Genomic DNA, 16,282 nt, shown 5'->3' on the forward strand with positions numbered 1-16,282 from the left:
CGATGCCTCGGACATCGCGCGAATGAGCCGCCGAATCTGTGGACAACCCGAAGGGTGGCGGATGCCCCGTTCCAGGAGTTATCCACAGGGGTTTCGGATTTCGGGAGATCACGAGACCGTCCTGACCATGAACGTGAATCACCATGAATCCAGCGGACTCACCCGTACCCAGCAGATCACCCTGCGAGGCCCGGCGGAACTGGCCGACGCCCTGCCGTTCATGCTGGGCTTCCACCCCACCGACTCCGTCGTCCTGGTCGCCCTTCACGGCGAGCGCGGCCGCTTCGGCGGCCGGGTCAGGCTCGGCATCCCGCGCTCACCCCGCGAATGGGAGTCCACCGCCGACCACCTCGCCGAGTGTCTCGTCGACGGGGGAGCCAGGGGCGGCACCCGACCGGACGGCATCGTCGTCTTCCTCTGCCAGGACCCCCTGGCAGGCGAGACGGGACGCGGGGTCATGGAGCGGCTGCGCCCCTTCTCCCAACACCTGCGGACCGCCTGCGGTGCCCTCGACATCCCCGTCTACGAAGCCCTCTGCATCTCCGACGGCCTGTACTTCTCCTACTGCTGCCCCGACGCGCGCTGCTGCCCGCCCGACGGCACCCCGCTGGCGCTCAGCGGCACCTCGGTGATGGCGGCGACCGCCGCGTACGCGGGGGTCCAGGTACGGGGCTCCCTGCGGGACATGGAAGGCCGGTTCAAGCCGTCCGGCGGCCCTGGGGAGGAAGAACAGCGCACGGCGCTCGACGCGACCGCCGCGGCGATCGTCCCCCGGATCCTCGAAGGCGCCGAGGGCAAGGGACGGAAGGAGGTGCGTGAGACGACGCTGCGGCTCGCCCGCGACGTCCTCCGCCGGTTCGTCAACCCGAAGCGCCCCGGCCAGGAGAGCCGGATCGACCGGACGGACCGGACGGACCGGACAGGCCGGACGAGCAGGGGTGGGGCAGGCACCGAAACGACCGAGGGCGACGCGGCCGATGACGCCCTCGTCGGGACGGACGAAGCGGCCGCGCTGATCATCGGCCTCCAGGACCGGGTCACCCGGGACCGGGCCGCCGAATGGATGGAGGGCTGGGAGGGCACAGCGGCCCTGCGGCTCTGGCGCGTCCTCTCCCGACGCTGCGTGAGTCCCTATCAGGAGCACGCCGCCGCGCCCCTCACCCTTGCCGGCTGGGTCGCCTGGTCCACCGGCGACGAGCCGACCGCTCGAGTCGCCCTCGGGCTCGCACTCGACGCCGACCCCGATTACGTGTTCGCCCGACTGCTCCACCAGGCGTGCAACGAAGGACTCGACCCCGAGTCGCTCCGCTCCTGTCTGAGGAGCGAGCGGGACGCCCGCGCGGCTTCCACACCGTCCGTTCCCGCCACCTCACGCAGGGTCCGGATGCGCACCACCCGCCCGCAGGGAACCCGGCAGACCCTCCGGAAGCCCGGGCGCCAGACCGGCGGAGTGGAACGCCGCTCGACGGCCGGAGTCAGGCCCAGCGGGCCCGCCACGGGGAAGCCGGGGAGCGGTGCCCCGAGGCGCGGCGGACAGCGCGGCTCCAGGAGCGGGGGATGACGACCGTGACCCGGCCGCCCACAGGCGCGTTCAGCTCTCTGGCGGAGTCGTCCGAGCCGTCCCGACGTCATTCCGCCGGCTGCCCGGTTCGCAGAGAGAGCACCCCGTACCCGCCATGGCCCTCAGCCCCGCCCCGGCCCCCGGCCGCCCATCCGGCCCACCGACCGGTCACACACTCGGGCGCCCGTCCGGCACCGGTGCGTCTCCTCCGCGCAGGGCGCGACCCGCGGAGCTTCCTTCGGTGCACGGCTCGCTCCTCTGCGTGGCCCTGCCCGCCCTCGCCGTCTGCGCAGAGCACGGCCAGCTCACCGGCGAGGGGCCCGAGGGCGTGTACGCGGCGGGTCGCCGACTCCTCTCCCGCTGCGTCCTACGCGTGGCGGGGCGGGAGCCCGTCGCCCTCCAGGGGCGCATGGCGGCCGCCGACCGGGCGGTGTTCCTCGGGGTCCTCCGAGTACCGGGTGACATGGGTCCCGATCCCGGTCTCACCGTCGAACGCACGAGGAGCGCCGACGGTACCGAGCGGATCACCCTGCGCAGCGCCGCCCCCCGCCCCCTCCGGCTCCCCGTGGAAATCGCTCTGGGGACGGATCTCGCGGAGCTTGGGGCGGTGGCGTCCGGCCGGTCCGGACCCGAGCTCGCCGCGAGCGTCCACGGCACGGGCCTGCGCTGGACCGGTGGCGGCCGGTCCGTCGCCGTCAGCGCGGACCCACCGCCCACGGACTCCCTGGCGGCGGCCGGAGTGCTGCGCTGGGAGGCGGAGCTGGCTCCCGGGGGCGCGTTCACGGTCCAGCTGCGCGTACGGGACGACTCGCCCGCCCGTCCCGCGGCCACCCCGGCTGCGGGCGCCGGACGGCCCGGAGGCCATGTGCTCGCCGACGCCCAGGCCGAGGGCGACGACCCGCGCCCGGGGGAACTGCTGCGTGCGGCGGTCGAAGACCTGCGCGCCCTGCTCCAGCGGGACCCGGCGCACCCGGCGGACGTACATCTCGCGGCCGGCGTCCCCTGGCGCTGCGGACCCGTCACCGCCGAGGCGCTCTGGGCGGCCCGCATGGCTCTTCCCCTCGGCACCCGGCTCGCCGCCACCACCCTGCGTGCCCTCGGCCGTACCCAAATCTCCGGTGCGGGACCCGAGTCCGGACGCATCCCCGGCCCTCTCAGGGACGCGGGCCCGCATCTGCCGCCCCGCTGCACGGGCATCGAGGCCACCCTCGCCTTCCCGGCCGTTCTCGCCGAAGCCCGCCGCTGGGGGCTCCCGGCGGCGGACCTGGAGGAGCTGCTTCCCGTGGCGGAGCGCTGTCTCGACTGGCTGCGCAGGGCGGCGGGAGGAAACGGCCTCGTGCCGGACCCGGGACCCGCCGGACCCTGGCGGGCCGAGACGCAGGCGCACGCCCACCGCGCGGCCCTGCTCGGAGCGGACCTCCTCGACGACTGCGGGAGGCCCGGGGGAGACGCACTGCGGGAAACGGCACGGACTCTGCGTGAGCGCTTCCGGCGGGAGTTCTGGCTCGACGACCGGGCAGGGGGCCGCCCCGTGGTGGGACGCACACCTGACGGTCGGAGCCTGCCCCACCTGGGGGGCTGGGCCGCGCATCTGCTCGACACAGGGCTGCTCGGCGGCGGCCGCTACGCGCGGGGCCTGCTGGACAGGACGGAGACCGAGCAGGTGGCGAGGCTGGTGGGCACCCCGGCCCTGGACTCCGGCTGGGGGCTGCGCGGCTTGGGCGCCAAGGAGCCGGGATACAACCCGTTCGGTCACCGGGCGGGCGCGGTGCGGGTGCACGAGACGGCGGTCGCCGTGGGCGGGCTCGCCGCCCTCGGTCACGAGAGGGAGGCCACCGCTCTGTTGCGCGGGCTGATGGACGCGTCGGTGGCCTTCGACCATCGGCTGCCCGAGATGTACGCCGGCGAACAGCGCACGGCGGGCGGGCTCCCGGTGCCGCACCCTGCAGCGTGTCGGCCGGCGGCCGTCGCGGCCGCCGGAGCCGTGCACGCCCTGCTCGCCCTCGCCGGCATCCGGCCCGACGCACCGGGCCGCTCCGTGTCGACACACCCCCTGAGGTCGGCCCCGCTGGGAGCGATTCGGTTCTCGGGGCTCGTGGTCGCCGGTGAGTCGTTCGCCGTGCGGGTCGGCAGGCTCGGTCTCGGTATGGTCGAGGAGGCCGCAGAGGGCCTTCAGCTGGGGGTGTGAGGGATGCCGGACACAGACACGAGGGAAGCTTCGCGGCACGGTGAGGAAGTCGTCGCCGATGCTCCCGAGGGGCGTGTTTATCGTCAGGAAGACGACTATGATCGCGGCATGCCTCCCTACGACCCGTCGGCCTTTCCGCCTTTCGCAGTCACCGTCGATCTGGTCGTGCTCACCGTGCGCCGTCACGCGTTGTGCACCTTGGTCGTACGCCGGGGAGAAGCGCCGTACCAAGGGCGTTGGGCGCTGCCCGGCGGCTTCGTGCGCGCGGAGGAGGACCTCGGTGCCGCGGCCGCGCGCGAGCTGGTCGAGGAGACCGGTCTCTGCGCCCACGACCCCGCGGCCCCGCCTCCGGTGCCGAGCAACGGCGCGCACCTGGAGCAGCTCGCGACCTACGGAGCGCCCGACCGCGACCCGCGCATGCGGGTGGTCAGCGTCGCGCATCTGGCGCTGGCTCCGGACCTTCCCGCGCCGAGAGCCGGGGGCGACGCGAACAGCGCCCGTTGGGCCCCCGTCGAGGAGCTGCTCGGCGAGGACGTGATCGCCGGGGCGGCCGGGAGCGCGGATGCGGCCGGGAGCGCCGGGGACGCCGGGGATGCTGAGGACGAGGAGAAGGGCGGGGGCCCGGAGACGCTCGCCTTCGATCACGCCCGGATCCTCGCCGACGGGGTGGAGCGCGCCCGCTCCAAGATCGAGTACTCGTCCCTGGCCACGGCCTTCTGCCCGCCGGAGTTCACGGTCGGAGAGCTGCGGCGGGTGTACGAGGCCGTCTGGGGTGTGTCCCTGGACCCGCGCAACTTCCACCGGAAGGTCACCGGCACGCCCGGCTTCCTGGTTCCCGCCGGCGGCACCACGACCCGTCAGGGCGGGCGCCCCGCCCAGCTCTTCAGAGCTGGTGGGGCCACTCTCCTCAATCCGCCGATGCTGCGTCCCGAGGTCTGACAGCCCGGTACATCCGGCGCCCCACGGCGCCAACCCTGCACTGAAAGTCCGAAATGTAGCGTTATCTTGCTGCGATAGCGCCGCCCTGCCGCGGAGCGGTGTCACCTACCGCGAGAGAAGCGATGCTCCAGGCAATCGGACTGACCAGCATGCCCCGCCGTGATCGCCCGCCGGCCGTGGACGATCTGACCTTCGAGGCCCCGCCGGGCGCCGTGACCGCCCTCCTCGGTTCCTCCGGCTCCGGCAAGACCACCGCACTCCGGCTCATGCTCGAACTCGAGCCGGGCCGGGGGATCACCTACTTCCGCGGCCGCCCACTGCACCGCATCGCCCACCCCCCGCGTGAGGTCGGTGTCCTCCTCGGTGACGTCCCCGGCCACCCCTCCCGCACGCTCCGGGGCCAACTACGCATGCTCTGCGCCGCCACGGGGGCCCCCGCCTCGCGGGCCGAAGCCCTGACGCGGACCGTGGGCCTCACCGGGCTGGAGCGCCGACGGCTCGGCACCCTTCCGATCGGCGCGGACCGCCGACTCGGCCTCGCCTGCGCCCTGTTGGGTGCCCCCCACACCCTGCTGCTCGACGAGCCGGGCGCCCGCCTCTCCGTATCCGAGAGCGCATGGCTGTACGAGCTCCTGCGGGCGCACGCGGCCGACGGGGGAACCGTGCTCTACACCACGGAGGACCCCAAGGACGCGGCCCGCAACGCCGACCGGGTCGTCACCCTCGACGGCGGCCGGCTCGTCGCCGACCAGGGCGCCGCCGAGTTCTCCCGCACCCGGCTGCGCCCCCGGGTCGCCGTCCGTACCCCGCAGGCCGCGAGGCTCGCCGAGGCCGTGACCCAGGAGGCCAGAGCCGCGCGCCGCCCGGTCGAGGTGGTGGCAGAGGGCGGCAGTCGCCTGTCCGTCTACGGGAGCGACTGCGCGGCCGTCGGGGACACGGCCTTCCGTCACGGCGTACCTGTCCACCGGCTCGCCGCCGAGACCGGCGACGTCGGGCCCGCCCCCCGTACCGTGGAGGGCCGTTCAGGCGACATCGGTTCTGCCTCGCGTACCCCGCAGAGCCATGGATCGGGGGCGTCCGGTGCGGCGGCCTCCGATGCTGCCCGGGCGCCCGTCGGGGCGGCGTGCGGCGGCGCCCCGACGGGCGGTGCCCGTAGACCGGCCCGTTCGCCCCTGCGCCCGCTGCGGTACGAGATCCGTCGGCTGCTGGGGGTGCCGTCCACGTCGCTCGTCGTGGCGGCCGTCCTGCTCGCTTCCGTGGCGCTCGCCCTGCTCCTCGGGCGAGGCGGCCGTGTCGCGGTGCCCGCCGTTCTGGCCGGCTGGCCGGCGATCTCCCCGCTGCCGCCCGCGGCCCTCGGGGCCGGACTCCTCGGTGCCTTCTCCTTCGGCGAGGAGTACCGCTACCCCGCGCTCACCTCCGGCCGTGGTGCTGTGCCCCGCAGGCCCGGTCTGCTCCTTGCGAAGCTCGCCGTGGCGGCGGCTGTCGCCCTCGTGCTGGGGGTGGTCGTCGTCGCGGCCGACCTGGAGGCCCTGAGGTTCGTCTACGGCGCTGAGTTGATCAACGTACCGAAGAACTGGCCCACGCTCTGCGCGAGTTGGCTCGGGCTGATCGTCGGCTGCGCCTGGGCCGGAGTGCTCGGCGCAGGGGTGTTCCGGGCCGCGGCGGCGGGTGTGGCGGCGGTCCTCGCGGTACCGGTCGCCTTCGTCCCGCTGCTGCAGAAGGTGCTGACAGGGCCGTCGGTGCGGTCGGCCGCCGGATTCCCGGCCCGGTTGCGCGAGTTCGTCGGTCCGCAGTGGTCTCCGTCGGTGGACCGCTGGTTGACCGGGGGACTGCGGGTGGTCGGGCAGCCTGCGGGGGTGGCCCTCGCGCTGATGTTGACCGGGTTGCTCTGCGCCTATGTGCTCACTGGCTTTCGCCGTAAGGCCCGTTGGTGATCACTTTCGGACCGAATGGCTCCGGTTTGTGGTCAACTCCCTTGAAATCCGCCACGTATGTCCGATAAATCGTCAATTGTGCAGGGGGCGCCGATCACCCTTTCGTGTGCTTTTCACCAAAGACCTCAAGGGTCACGGAGGCAACGCCGACAAAGGATGCGTGAGTACCCTTGCGCACACCATGATGACCGCCGCCCGCTCCGTCGACTCCGGCCTCGGCGCCCCGGGCGATCTCGACCGCTACCCCTACGCGGAGGCGCCCGCCGCCGGCCGCGCGGGTCCGTCCTCCTGGGAGGGCGTGGATACCGACCTGGGCCGCGTCGGCCGCCGGAGCGCCGGCAACCGGGGCCGCGGGCTGCACGGCCAGCTCGTCCAGCAGCTCGGCCAGATGATCGTCTCCGGCGATCTCGGGGCAGACCGTCCGCTCGTCCCCGAAGAGATCGGCCAGCGGTTCGAGGTCTCGCGCACGGTGGTACGCGAGTCGCTGCGCGTGCTTGAGGCCAAGGGGCTCGTCAGCGCCCGCCCCAACGTCGGCACGCGGGTCAGGCCCGTCAGTGACTGGAACCTCCTGGACCCCGACATCATCGAGTGGCGTGCCTACGGCCCGCAGCGCGACGACCAGCGTCGCGAGCTGAACGAGCTCCGCTGGACGATCGAGCCCCTGGCCGCCCGCCTCGCCGCCGGACACGGTCGGGAGGACGTTCAGCAGCGTCTCGCCGACATGGTCGAGATCATGGGCCACGCGTTCGCCCAGGGAGACGGCATCACCTTCTCCCGGGCCGACACCGAGTTCCACTCGCTGCTCATCCAGCTCGCCGGGAACCGGATGCTGGAGCACCTCTCCGGCATCGTCGGTGCCGCGCTCCATGTCTCCGGCGGCCCCGTCACGGGCTGCGACCGACCGAGCGAGGCCTGCCTCGCGCACCACGCCCGGATCGTGGACGCGCTCGCGGAGGGGGACGCGCTCGGCGCCGAGTCGGCCATGCGACAGCTGCTCATGGTCCACCCCGAGGTGGAGCGCGTCGTCCCCGCCCCCCGCGAACACTGACCCGCGGGTCATGGTCGGGAGGGCGCAGGCGTCGGCATCGCATGCCGCCGGGTCCGAGCGCCACCCGGGGGATCCGGCAGGGATTCCCCGGGCGGCGCCAGGGTTCGGGCGGGACGGATGTACGCTGATCTACCTCTTTGTATCGCTTTGTCGTGCATGAGGTGTGACTCGGGCCACGAAGATTGGGCGTAACACTCCTCCGAGCCGTGCGATGACCTAAGAGGTGACAGCCGAGGAAGGAATACAGCAGCCGATCGAGGCGCTGTGCAGTTCCCCGGTCCAGCCCGCGCCGTCGGCACATTCCCCGTCGACGGTCGTCGGCTCCAGCCTGATCCAGGGCGGGGCCGGAAGCCGTTTCCATCGTTCCGAGAGGTTGTTCGTGTCGGCCAGCACATCCCGTACGCTCCCGCCGGAGATCGCCGAGTCCGAGTCTGTGATGGCGCTCATCGAGCGGGGAAAGGCTGATGGGCAGATTGCCGGCGATGACGTGCGTCGGGCCTTCGAGGCTGACCAGATTCCGCCAACCCAGTGGAAGAATGTTCTGCGCAGCCTCAATCAGATCCTCGAGGAAGAGGGTGTGACGCTGATGGTCAGTGCAGCGGAGTCGCCGAAGCGCGCCCGCAAGAGCGTCGCAGCGAAGAGCCCGGCCAAGCGCACCGCCACCAAGACCGTCACTGCCAGGACGACCGTGACGAAGAGCAGCGTCACGGCCGCCTCGGCCTCTGCGGCAGAGGGCACTGACCCGGCCGACGAGGCCGGATCCGTCGCCAAGAAGGCGGCCGCCAAGAAGACCGTCGCCAAGAAGGCGGTGGCGAAGAAGACCGTCGCCAAGAAGACGGCGGCAAAGAAGACCACGTCCAAGAAGGACGCCGACGAGGTCGTCGAGGGCGAAGAGCTGCTCGAGGACGTCGCGCCCGGCAAGGGCGAGGAAGAGGAGACCGAGGGCGAGAGCAAGGGCTTCGTCCTGTCGGACGACGACGAGGACGACGCTCCGGCGCAGCAGGTCGCCGTCGCCGGTGCCACCGCCGACCCGGTCAAGGACTACCTGAAGCAGATCGGCAAGGTCCCGCTGCTCAACGCCGAGCAGGAGGTCGAGCTCGCCAAGCGCATCGAGGCCGGCCTGTTCGCCGAGGACAAGCTGGCGAACTCGGACAAGCTCGCGCCGAAGCTCAAGCGTGAGCTGGAGATCATCGCCGAGGACGGCCGTCGGGCCAAGAACCACCTCCTGGAGGCCAACCTCCGTCTGGTGGTCTCCCTGGCCAAGCGCTACACCGGCCGCGGCATGCTCTTCCTGGACCTGATCCAGGAGGGCAACCTCGGTCTGATCCGCGCGGTCGAGAAGTTCGACTACACCAAGGGCTACAAGTTCTCCACGTACGCCACCTGGTGGATCCGTCAGGCGATCACCCGCGCCATGGCCGACCAGGCCCGCACCATCCGTATCCCGGTGCACATGGTCGAGGTCATCAACAAGCTCGCGCGCGTGCAGCGTCAGATGCTCCAGGACCTGGGCCGTGAGCCCACCCCGGAGGAGCTGGCCAAGGAACTCGACATGACCCCTGAGAAGGTCATCGAGGTCCAGAAGTACGGCCGTGAGCCGATCTCCCTCCACACCCCGCTGGGTGAGGACGGCGACAGCGAGTTCGGCGACCTGATCGAGGACTCCGAGGCGGTCGTCCCGGCCGACGCGGTGAGCTTCACGCTCCTCCAGGAGCAGCTGCACTCCGTCCTCGACACGCTCTCCGAGCGTGAGGCGGGCGTCGTCTCGATGCGCTTCGGTCTCACCGACGGCCAGCCGAAGACGCTGGACGAGATCGGCAAGGTCTACGGCGTGACCCGCGAGCGGATCCGTCAGATCGAGTCGAAGACGATGTCGAAGCTGCGTCACCCGTCGCGTTCGCAGGTGCTGCGCGACTACCTCGACTGAGCCGTACACGCCACGGACACGAGGCACGGAGCAGTAGACGGAAGGGCCCGGTTCCCCCAGAGGGAGCCGGGCCCTCCGGCTGTGCGGGGGTGCATGGCGCGCGCGTGTGCTGGACGCTGGGTGAACCGACATCACCGGAGAGTCAGGAGACTTCATGCGTGGTTCTCTCACCCGGGCATGGGCGGGTGCTCTGGGCCTGATCGCCGCAACGGCGGGGCAGGTCGCCACCGGCGCCCCCGCGGCCGCCGACAGCGTCGTGGTGGGTGGGCGCCCCGCCCAGATCAGGGACGCGCCCTGGGTCGTGGCGCTGTCCAGCCGTGACCGGTTCGGGGGTACGCGTGCGGGGCAGTTCTGCGGGGGCGTGGTGGTCGCGCCGACCAAGGTCCTCACGGCCGCCCATTGTCTGGGGCGGGAGGTGCTCGGCGGCGAGCCGTGGGAAGTGCGGGACTTCGCCGTCATCGCGGGCCGCGCCGCGCTGCGGGGGCAGGGCGGGCAGGAGGTGCGGATCTCGGACACCTGGGTCAACCCCGACTACGACCCCACGACCAACTCGGGGGATCTGGCGGTGCTGACGCTGGTGAGCGCGCTCCCGCAGTCGTACGTGATCGGCGTCGCCGGCGCAGACGACGCGGTGCACACACCGGGCACGGAGGCGGACGTCTACGGCTGGGGCGACACGGCCGGCAACGGGTCCTACGCTTCCACGCTACGGACGGCGCGCGTGCAGGTGCTGCCCGACAACACGTGCGAGCAGGCGTATCCGGGCGTACCCGGCGTCCCGTACCGGGGCGACACGATGCTGTGCGCGGGGGACCCGCAGGGCGGCAGGGACGCGTGCCAGGGAGACAGCGGCGGCCCGCTGGTGGCCAAGGGGCTTCTCATCGGCCTCGTGTCCTGGGGCAGCGGCTGCGGGCAGGCGGAGAACCCGGGTGTCTACACACGGGTCTCGGCGGTGCTGCCGACGCGTATCTGACACTCGCTGGGATACGAGAACGGGCGGCCACCCCCCTTGGAACGCGGGGTGGCCGCCCGCCGTCCGGCCAATGGCCGGATCTGAGCTCGTCGTGGTTGCGAAGCGTCAGTGCTCGTCGCCCACAGTGCGGGCCGGCACGTCCGTCAGCCGGTCCGTCTCATCCTGTATCTCAACGGCGATCTTCTTGAGTTCCGGCTCGAACTTGCGTCCGTGGTGGGCGCAGAAGAGCAAGTCACCTCCGCTGGTCAGGACGACACGCAGGTATGCCTGGGCGCCGCAGCGGTCGCAGCGGTCAGCGGCCGTCAGGGGGCTCGCGGGGGTCAGAACAGTAGTCACGTCGCCTCTTCTCTAGCTCGACGAGCTGTCGTACCAGGGTCAACATCCAACCAGGCCGAAAACGTTCCCGCTCGTGGCTTTTTCTTGAAACTTCTTCCAAGGTGGCTGTCTGCTGCCGGTTGGCGGCGAATGAGCCGTATTGCTTCGCTCTACGGATTTCGCGTTGCTTGTGTAGGTCAGTCCTCCCGGCGTGCTTGCCGGTTGTTGATGAGGACGTGCCCGGAGCCTAAATGGTTCATGCCTGGAAGGGAACGTGATGTGCGCGTCACCCCATCGAGGGATCGAACATCCATACGACTCTGGACTAGCATGAGGAAACGGGGTGGGTGGCGTTACAACGGCTCTACCAGGCATCGGTACCCTCTGACCGGTGACCGACGCCGGGCCTTACCCCATCGGGCCAGATTTCAAATTCAGCGAGGAGCGAACCGCGTGACCGCCGAAACGTCCGTGCCGTCCAGTGCGCTGCTGACCGCAGACCGTGACGGTTCCAACTACACCGCGCGGCACCTGCTCGTACTCGAAGGGCTCGAAGCGGTCCGCAAGCGCCCCGGTATGTACATCGGGTCCACCGACAGCCGCGGCCTGATGCACTGCATCTGGGAAATCATCGACAACTCGGTCGACGAGGCCCTCGGTGGCTACTGCGACCACATCGAAGTCATCCTCCACGACGACGGATCCGTGGAGGTCCGGGACAACGGCCGCGGTATCCCGGTCGACGTCGAACCGAAGACCGGACTCTCCGGAGTCGAGGTCGTCATGACGAAGCTGCACGCCGGCGGGAAGTTCGGCGGCGGCTCGTACGCGGCGTCCGGCGGTCTCCACGGCGTCGGCGCCTCCGTGGTCAACGCCCTGTCGGCGCGCCTCGACGTCGAGGTCGACCGGAACAGCGCCACGCACTCGATCAGCTTCCGCCGCGGTGTCCCGGGCATCTTCACGGAGCAGGGCCCCGACAGCCCCTTCGATCCGGCCAACGGGCTCCTCAAGGGCAAGCGCGTCCCCAAGACCCGCACCGGCACCCGCGTCCGCTACTGGGCGGACCGGCAGATCTTCCTCAAGGACGCCAAGCTCTCCCTGGATACGCTGCACCAGCGTGCCCGGCAGACCGCCTTCCTCGTGCCCGGTCTCACCATCGTCGTGCGCGACGAGCGCGACCTGGCGGGCATCGGAAAGAGCGAGGAGACCTTCCGCTTCGACGGCGGCATCAGCGAGTTCTGCGAGTACCTCGCGCAGGACAAGGCCGTCTGCGACATCCAGCGCCTCACCGGCCAGGGCACCTTCAAGGAGACCGTCCCCGTCCTCGACGAGCGCGGCCACATGACCCCGACCGAGGTCACCCGCGAACTCGCCGTCGACATCGCGCTGCGCTGGGGCACCGGCTACGACTCCCTGGTCAAGTCCTTCGTCAACATCATCGCCACGCCGAAGGGCGGCACCCACGTCTCGGGCTTCGAGCAGGCCATCACCAAGACGGTGAACGAGGTGCTGCGCTCGGCGAAGATGCTGCGCGTCGCCGAGGACGACGTCGTCAAGGACGACGCCCTGGAAGGGCTCACGGCCGTCGTGACGGTCCGCCTCGCCGAGCCGCAGTTCGAGGGGCAGACGAAGGAGGTCCTCGGCACGTCCGCCGCGCGCCGGATCGTCGCGAACGTGGTCGCCAAGGAACTCAAGGCCTTCCTCACCTCAACCAAGCGCGACGACAAGGCGCAGGCGCGCGCCGTACTGGAGAAGGCCGTCGCCGCGGCCCGCACCCGGATCGCCGCGCGGCAGCACAAGGAGGCTCAGCGCCGGAAGACCGCGCTCGAGTCCTCCTCGCTGCCGGCCAAGCTGGCCGACTGCCGCAGCGACGACGTGGAGCGCAGCGAGCTCTTCATCGTCGAGGGCGACTCGGCCCTCGGTACGGCCAAGCTCGCCCGCAACAGCGAGTTCCAGGCCCTGCTGCCCATCCGCGGCAAGATCCTCAACGTCCAGAAGTCGTCCGTGTCGGACATGCTGAAGAACGCCGAGTGCGGGGCGATCATCCAGGTCATAGGAGCGGGCTCGGGCCGTACCTTCGACATCGACGCGGCCCGCTACGGGAAGATCGTCCTCCTCGTCGACGCCGACGTCGACGGCGCGCACATCCGCTGCCTGCTCCTGACGCTCTTCCAGCGCTACATGCGGCCCATGGTGGAGGCGGGGCGGGTCTTCGCGGCCGTGCCGCCGCTGCACCGGATCGAGCTCGTCCAGCCCAAGAAGGGCCAGGACAAGTACGTCTACACGTACTCGGACAACGAGCTGCGGCAGACCCTGCTGGAGTACCAGCGCAAGGGGATCCGCTACAAGGACGCCATCCAGCGCTACAAGGGTCTGGGCGAGATGGACGCCGACCAGCTCGCGGAGACCACGATGGACCCGCGTCACCGCACGCTGCGCCGGATCAACATCGGCGACCTGGACGCGGCGGAGCAGGTCTTCGACCTCCTCATGGGCAATGACGTGGCTCCCCGCAAGGAGTTCATCACCGGCTCGGCGGCGACCCTCGACCGCTCGCGCATCGACGCCTGAGGCACTCCACCCGTGGGTGGAGCAGGACGCTTCACCCACGGGCCGATCACATGGCCGCCGACTCTCCGTAGCATCGTCATGACGGAGGGGGAGGGTCATGGCCAGAGAGGGACTTGCCGAGACCCGGCACGCGTTGTCGGCGCTGCGTGGCGACATGTTGCCCGTCGAGGACTATCTGCGGGAGCTGGCACGGGAGGACCGTGCCGAGGTCGACGTCAGCGGCGAACGTCGGCACCTGCCCGTCGAGGCGTCCCAGGCGGTGCGGCGGGTCGCGCAGGAAGCCCTGACGAACGTACGCAAGCACGCCCCGGGCGCCCGGACCTGGATCCGGTTCGCCTACGAGGCCGAAGGGATCTCCCTGGAGACACGCGACTCCGGGCCGCCACCGCCAGCCGAGGGGGCCCCGGAGGCGCTCGTGCTTGTGGCCGACGGGCTCTCGAACCAGGAGATCGCCGGGCGGCTGCGGATCTCCACGGCGACGGTGAAGACCCACATCAACAACCTCTTCGCCAAGACGGGGGCCGCGACCGGGCGCAGGCCGTGCGGTACGCATATCGGCACGGGTTGGTCAGGGCACCTGGGAGGAGAGTCACCTGATGGGGTGAACAGAAGGAGGAGAAGAGTCCGGGATCTTCCCGCTCTGTCCATCCTTGGGCACGCGGCCGAAACGGTTCGCTGACAAGGAGAGTTGGCCGGTGGAGCAGGTGGACAAGCAGGAGGGGCTCGACGTTTCGGCGATGCCGGTCGGCGACCCCTGGTACGACGCGACGGCCTCCGGCCGCGACGAGCGGGCCGAGACCGGGGGGCCCGGCGACGGCCGCCCTGACGCGGTGCCGCGGCAGCGACCCGCCGCGCCCACCGCGGTCCACAGTGCGGCGGAGATCTACCTGGAAGTGCAGCGGAGCCCCGCCTTCCAGGAAGTGCGCAGGCGCTACCGCCGGTTCGTCTTCCCGGCCGCCCTCGCGTTCCTCCTCTGGTACCTCGCCTATGTCGTGGCCGCGACCGCCGCACCGGGGCTCATGGCCCGGCCGGTCGCCGGAGTGGTGAACGTGGCGATGGTCGCGGGGCTCGGGCAGTTCCTCACCACCTTCCTGCTGACCTGGGCCTACGCGCGCCATGCGCGGCTGCGCAGGGACCGGGCCGCGCTGGACCTGCGCTGGGACACCCAGGAGATGACCCGAGGGGTGGGGCAGCCGTGACGGGAGACCACCAGACCCTGGCGCTCCTGCTGTTCAGCGCCTTCATCGCCGTCACCCTGGGGATCACCACCTGGGTGAGCCGCAACCGGCACGGGTCGGCGGAGGAGTTCTACGCCGGAGGCAGGCTGTTCTCGCCCCTGGAGAACGGATTCGCCATCGCCGGTGACTACATGTCCGCGGCCTCCTTCCTCGGGATCTCCGGGCTGATCGCGCTCTACGGCTACGACGGCATGTTGTACTCCGTGGGGTTCCTGGTCGCCTGGCTGGTCGTGCTGCTGCTCGTGGCCGAACTGGTCCGCAACTGCGGCAGGTTCACGCTGGCCGACGTCGTGGCCGCGCGGATGGCCGAGCGTCCCGTGCGGATCGCCGCGGGAACGTCCTCGGTGGCCGTCTCCGTGCTGTACCTCGTCGCCCAGATGGTGGGCGCCGGAAGCCTGGTCGCCCTGCTGCTCGGCGGCACCAGCGAGGCGGCCCGCTCGTGGACGGTGATCGGTGTGGGCGCGCTGATGGTGATCTACGTTTCGCTCGGCGGCATGCGGGCCACCACCTGGATCCAGATCGTCAAGGCCGTCCTGCTCATGGCGGGCACGATCGCGCTCACCGTCCTCGTCCTGCTCCGCTTCCACGGCGATGTGAACAACCTGCTCTCCACCGCGGCCGAACGCAGCGGCCACGGACTGGGATTCCTCGCCCCGGGACTCCGCTACGGCGGGGACTGGACGGCCCGCCTCGACTTCATCAGCCTCGGCCTCGCCCTGGTCCTCGGAACCGCCGGACTGCCCCACATCCTGTCGCGCTTCTACACCGTGCCGACCGCCAGGGCCGCACGTCGCTCCGTCGTCTGGGCCATCGGGCTCATCGGCAGCTTCTACCTGATGACCATCGTGCTCGGCTTCGGCGCGGCGGCCCTGATCGGCCCCGACGAGGTCCGCTCCTCCAACGCGTCAGGGAACACCGCGGTACCGCTGCTCGCCCTCGACCTCGGCGGGGGAGCGGGTTCCACGGGCGGCACCGTGCTCTTCGCGATCGTCGCCGCCGTCGCGTTCGCGACCATCCTCGCCGTCGTCGCCGGGATCACCCTCGCCTCCTCGGCCTCCGTCGCCCACGACCTGTACGCCTCGCTGCGCCGGCGGCACGCGAAGCAGTACAGCGAGGTGACCGTGGCGCGGATCGCCGCGGCGGTGATCGGCGCGGCCGCGATCGGCCTGGGGCTGCTCGCCCGCGATCTCAATGTGGCGTTCCTCGTCGGCCTCGCCTTCGCGGTCGCGGCCTCCGCCAACCTGCCGGTGCTGCTCTACTCGCTGTTCTGGCGGAAGTTCACCACCCGGGGCGCGGTCTGGGCGGTGTACGGCGGGCTGCTCCCCGCGGTGCTGCTCGTGCTGGTCTCGCCGGTCGTGTCCGGCAGTCCCGAAGCGCTGTTCCCCGGCGTCGACTTCCACCTCTTCCCGCTGCAGAACCCCGGGGTGATCTCCATCCCGCTCGGCTTCCTCGCGGGCTGGATCGGGACGGTCACCTCGACCGAGCCGCCCGACGAGGCGCGGCACGCCGAGGCCGAGGTGCGGGCGCTGACCGGGGCGGGAGCCGCCTGACGGGCCGGAGGCAGACCTGGGCCGCCCCGACGGAACCG

The 16,282-nt window shown here is 71.3% G+C and carries 11 protein-coding genes and 2 pseudogenes; 12 read left to right on the plus strand and 1 reads right to left on the minus strand.

Going from position 1 to position 16,282, the window contains the following annotated elements; all coding sequences use genetic code 11:
• Nucleotides 1-127: 127 nt before the first annotated feature.
• The 7 genes from ACIRB7_RS31035 to ACIRB7_RS31065 all read left to right on the plus strand — a co-directional run bounded on the left by ACIRB7_RS31035 (nt 128) and on the right by ACIRB7_RS31065 (nt 10,570).
• Nucleotides 128-1,561, plus strand: a complete 1,434-nt coding sequence (locus ACIRB7_RS31035; protein ID WP_403605291.1) for a DUF4192 domain-containing protein — start codon at nt 128-130, stop codon at nt 1,559-1,561.
• A 115-nt stretch (nt 1,562-1,676) separates the two neighbouring features.
• Nucleotides 1,677-3,749, plus strand: a complete 2,073-nt coding sequence (locus ACIRB7_RS31040) for a glycogen debranching N-terminal domain-containing protein (RefSeq protein WP_403605294.1) — start codon at nt 1,677-1,679, stop codon at nt 3,747-3,749.
• Between the two features lie 108 nt (nt 3,750-3,857).
• Nucleotides 3,858-4,688 (plus strand): NUDIX domain-containing protein, encoded by an 831-nt coding sequence (locus ACIRB7_RS31045; protein WP_403605297.1) that lies wholly within the window; start codon nt 3,858-3,860, stop codon nt 4,686-4,688.
• A 122-nt stretch (nt 4,689-4,810) separates the two neighbouring features.
• Complete coding sequence (locus ACIRB7_RS31050; RefSeq protein WP_403605299.1) at nt 4,811-6,622, plus strand: ATP-binding cassette domain-containing protein; 1,812 nt, start codon at nt 4,811-4,813, stop codon at nt 6,620-6,622.
• Nucleotides 6,623-6,782: 160 nt separating this feature from the next.
• The gene (locus tag ACIRB7_RS31055) at nt 6,783-7,670 is read left to right on the plus strand and encodes a FadR/GntR family transcriptional regulator (RefSeq protein ID WP_403605302.1); all 888 of its coding nucleotides are present in this window, start codon (nt 6,783-6,785) and stop codon (nt 7,668-7,670) included.
• Between the two features lie 379 nt (nt 7,671-8,049).
• A complete protein-coding gene (locus ACIRB7_RS31060) occupies nt 8,050-9,597 on the plus strand; it encodes an RNA polymerase sigma factor (RefSeq protein ID WP_403605493.1) in 1,548 nt (515 codons plus the stop codon).
• Between the two features lie 154 nt (nt 9,598-9,751).
• Nucleotides 9,752-10,570 carry a serine protease gene (locus tag ACIRB7_RS31065; protein ID WP_403605305.1) on the plus strand — a complete coding sequence of 273 codons (819 nt, stop codon included), beginning with the start codon at nt 9,752-9,754 and terminating at the stop codon, nt 10,568-10,570.
• A 105-nt stretch (nt 10,571-10,675) separates the two neighbouring features.
• Here ACIRB7_RS31065 and ACIRB7_RS31070 read toward each other — a convergent pair whose 3' ends face one another.
• Entirely contained in the window at nt 10,676-10,906 is a 231-nt protein-coding gene (locus ACIRB7_RS31070; protein WP_030211728.1) for a hypothetical protein, read from the minus strand.
• A gap of 432 nt (nt 10,907-11,338) precedes the next feature.
• Here ACIRB7_RS31070 and ACIRB7_RS31075 point away from each other — a divergent pair, with 432 nt between their 5' ends.
• The 5 genes and pseudogenes from ACIRB7_RS31075 (at nt 11,339) to ACIRB7_RS31095 (ending at nt 16,244) form a co-directional block, all read left to right on the plus strand.
• Nucleotides 11,339-13,456, plus strand: a complete 2,118-nt coding sequence (locus tag ACIRB7_RS31075; protein ID WP_403605308.1) for a type IIA DNA topoisomerase subunit B — start codon at nt 11,339-11,341, stop codon at nt 13,454-13,456.
• 91 nt (nt 13,457-13,547) lie between these two features.
• Nucleotides 13,548-13,844, plus strand: a pseudogene (locus ACIRB7_RS31080) (sensor histidine kinase); the annotation flags it as partial.
• A pseudogene (locus tag ACIRB7_RS31085) lies at nt 13,818-14,053 on the plus strand (response regulator transcription factor); the annotation flags it as partial. The pseudogenes ACIRB7_RS31080 and ACIRB7_RS31085, both read left to right, overlap by 27 nt.
• Nucleotides 14,054-14,151: 98 nt before the next feature.
• Nucleotides 14,152-14,655, plus strand: coding sequence for a DUF485 domain-containing protein (locus ACIRB7_RS31090; RefSeq protein ID WP_403605311.1), 504 nt, complete (start codon nt 14,152-14,154; stop codon nt 14,653-14,655).
• Entirely contained in the window at nt 14,652-16,244 is a 1,593-nt protein-coding gene (locus tag ACIRB7_RS31095; RefSeq protein ID WP_403605314.1) for a cation acetate symporter, read from the plus strand. The genes ACIRB7_RS31090 and ACIRB7_RS31095 overlap by 4 nt, the downstream gene beginning before the upstream one ends.
• Nucleotides 16,245-16,282: the final 38 nt, after the last annotated feature.

Origin of the sequence: Streptomyces sp. NPDC093795, assembly GCF_044764665.1 — a bacterium.
Lineage (GTDB): Bacteria > Actinomycetota > Actinomycetes > Streptomycetales > Streptomycetaceae > Streptomyces.

What these genes read in the sequence shown, in the direction of transcription:
- ACIRB7_RS31040 (WP_403605294.1), top strand. Translation starts at nt 1,677, where the DNA reads ATGGCCCTCAGCCCCGCCCCGGCCCCCGGCCGCCCATCCGGCCCACCG.
- ACIRB7_RS31045 (WP_403605297.1), top strand. Translation starts at nt 3,858, where the DNA reads ATGCCTCCCTACGACCCGTCGGCCTTTCCGCCTTTCGCAGTCACCGTC.
- ACIRB7_RS31035 (WP_403605291.1), top strand. Translation starts at nt 128, where the DNA reads ATGAACGTGAATCACCATGAATCCAGCGGACTCACCCGTACCCAGCAG.
- ACIRB7_RS31050 (WP_403605299.1), top strand. Translation starts at nt 4,811, where the DNA reads ATGCTCCAGGCAATCGGACTGACCAGCATGCCCCGCCGTGATCGCCCG.
- ACIRB7_RS31065 (WP_403605305.1), top strand. Translation starts at nt 9,752, where the DNA reads ATGCGTGGTTCTCTCACCCGGGCATGGGCGGGTGCTCTGGGCCTGATC.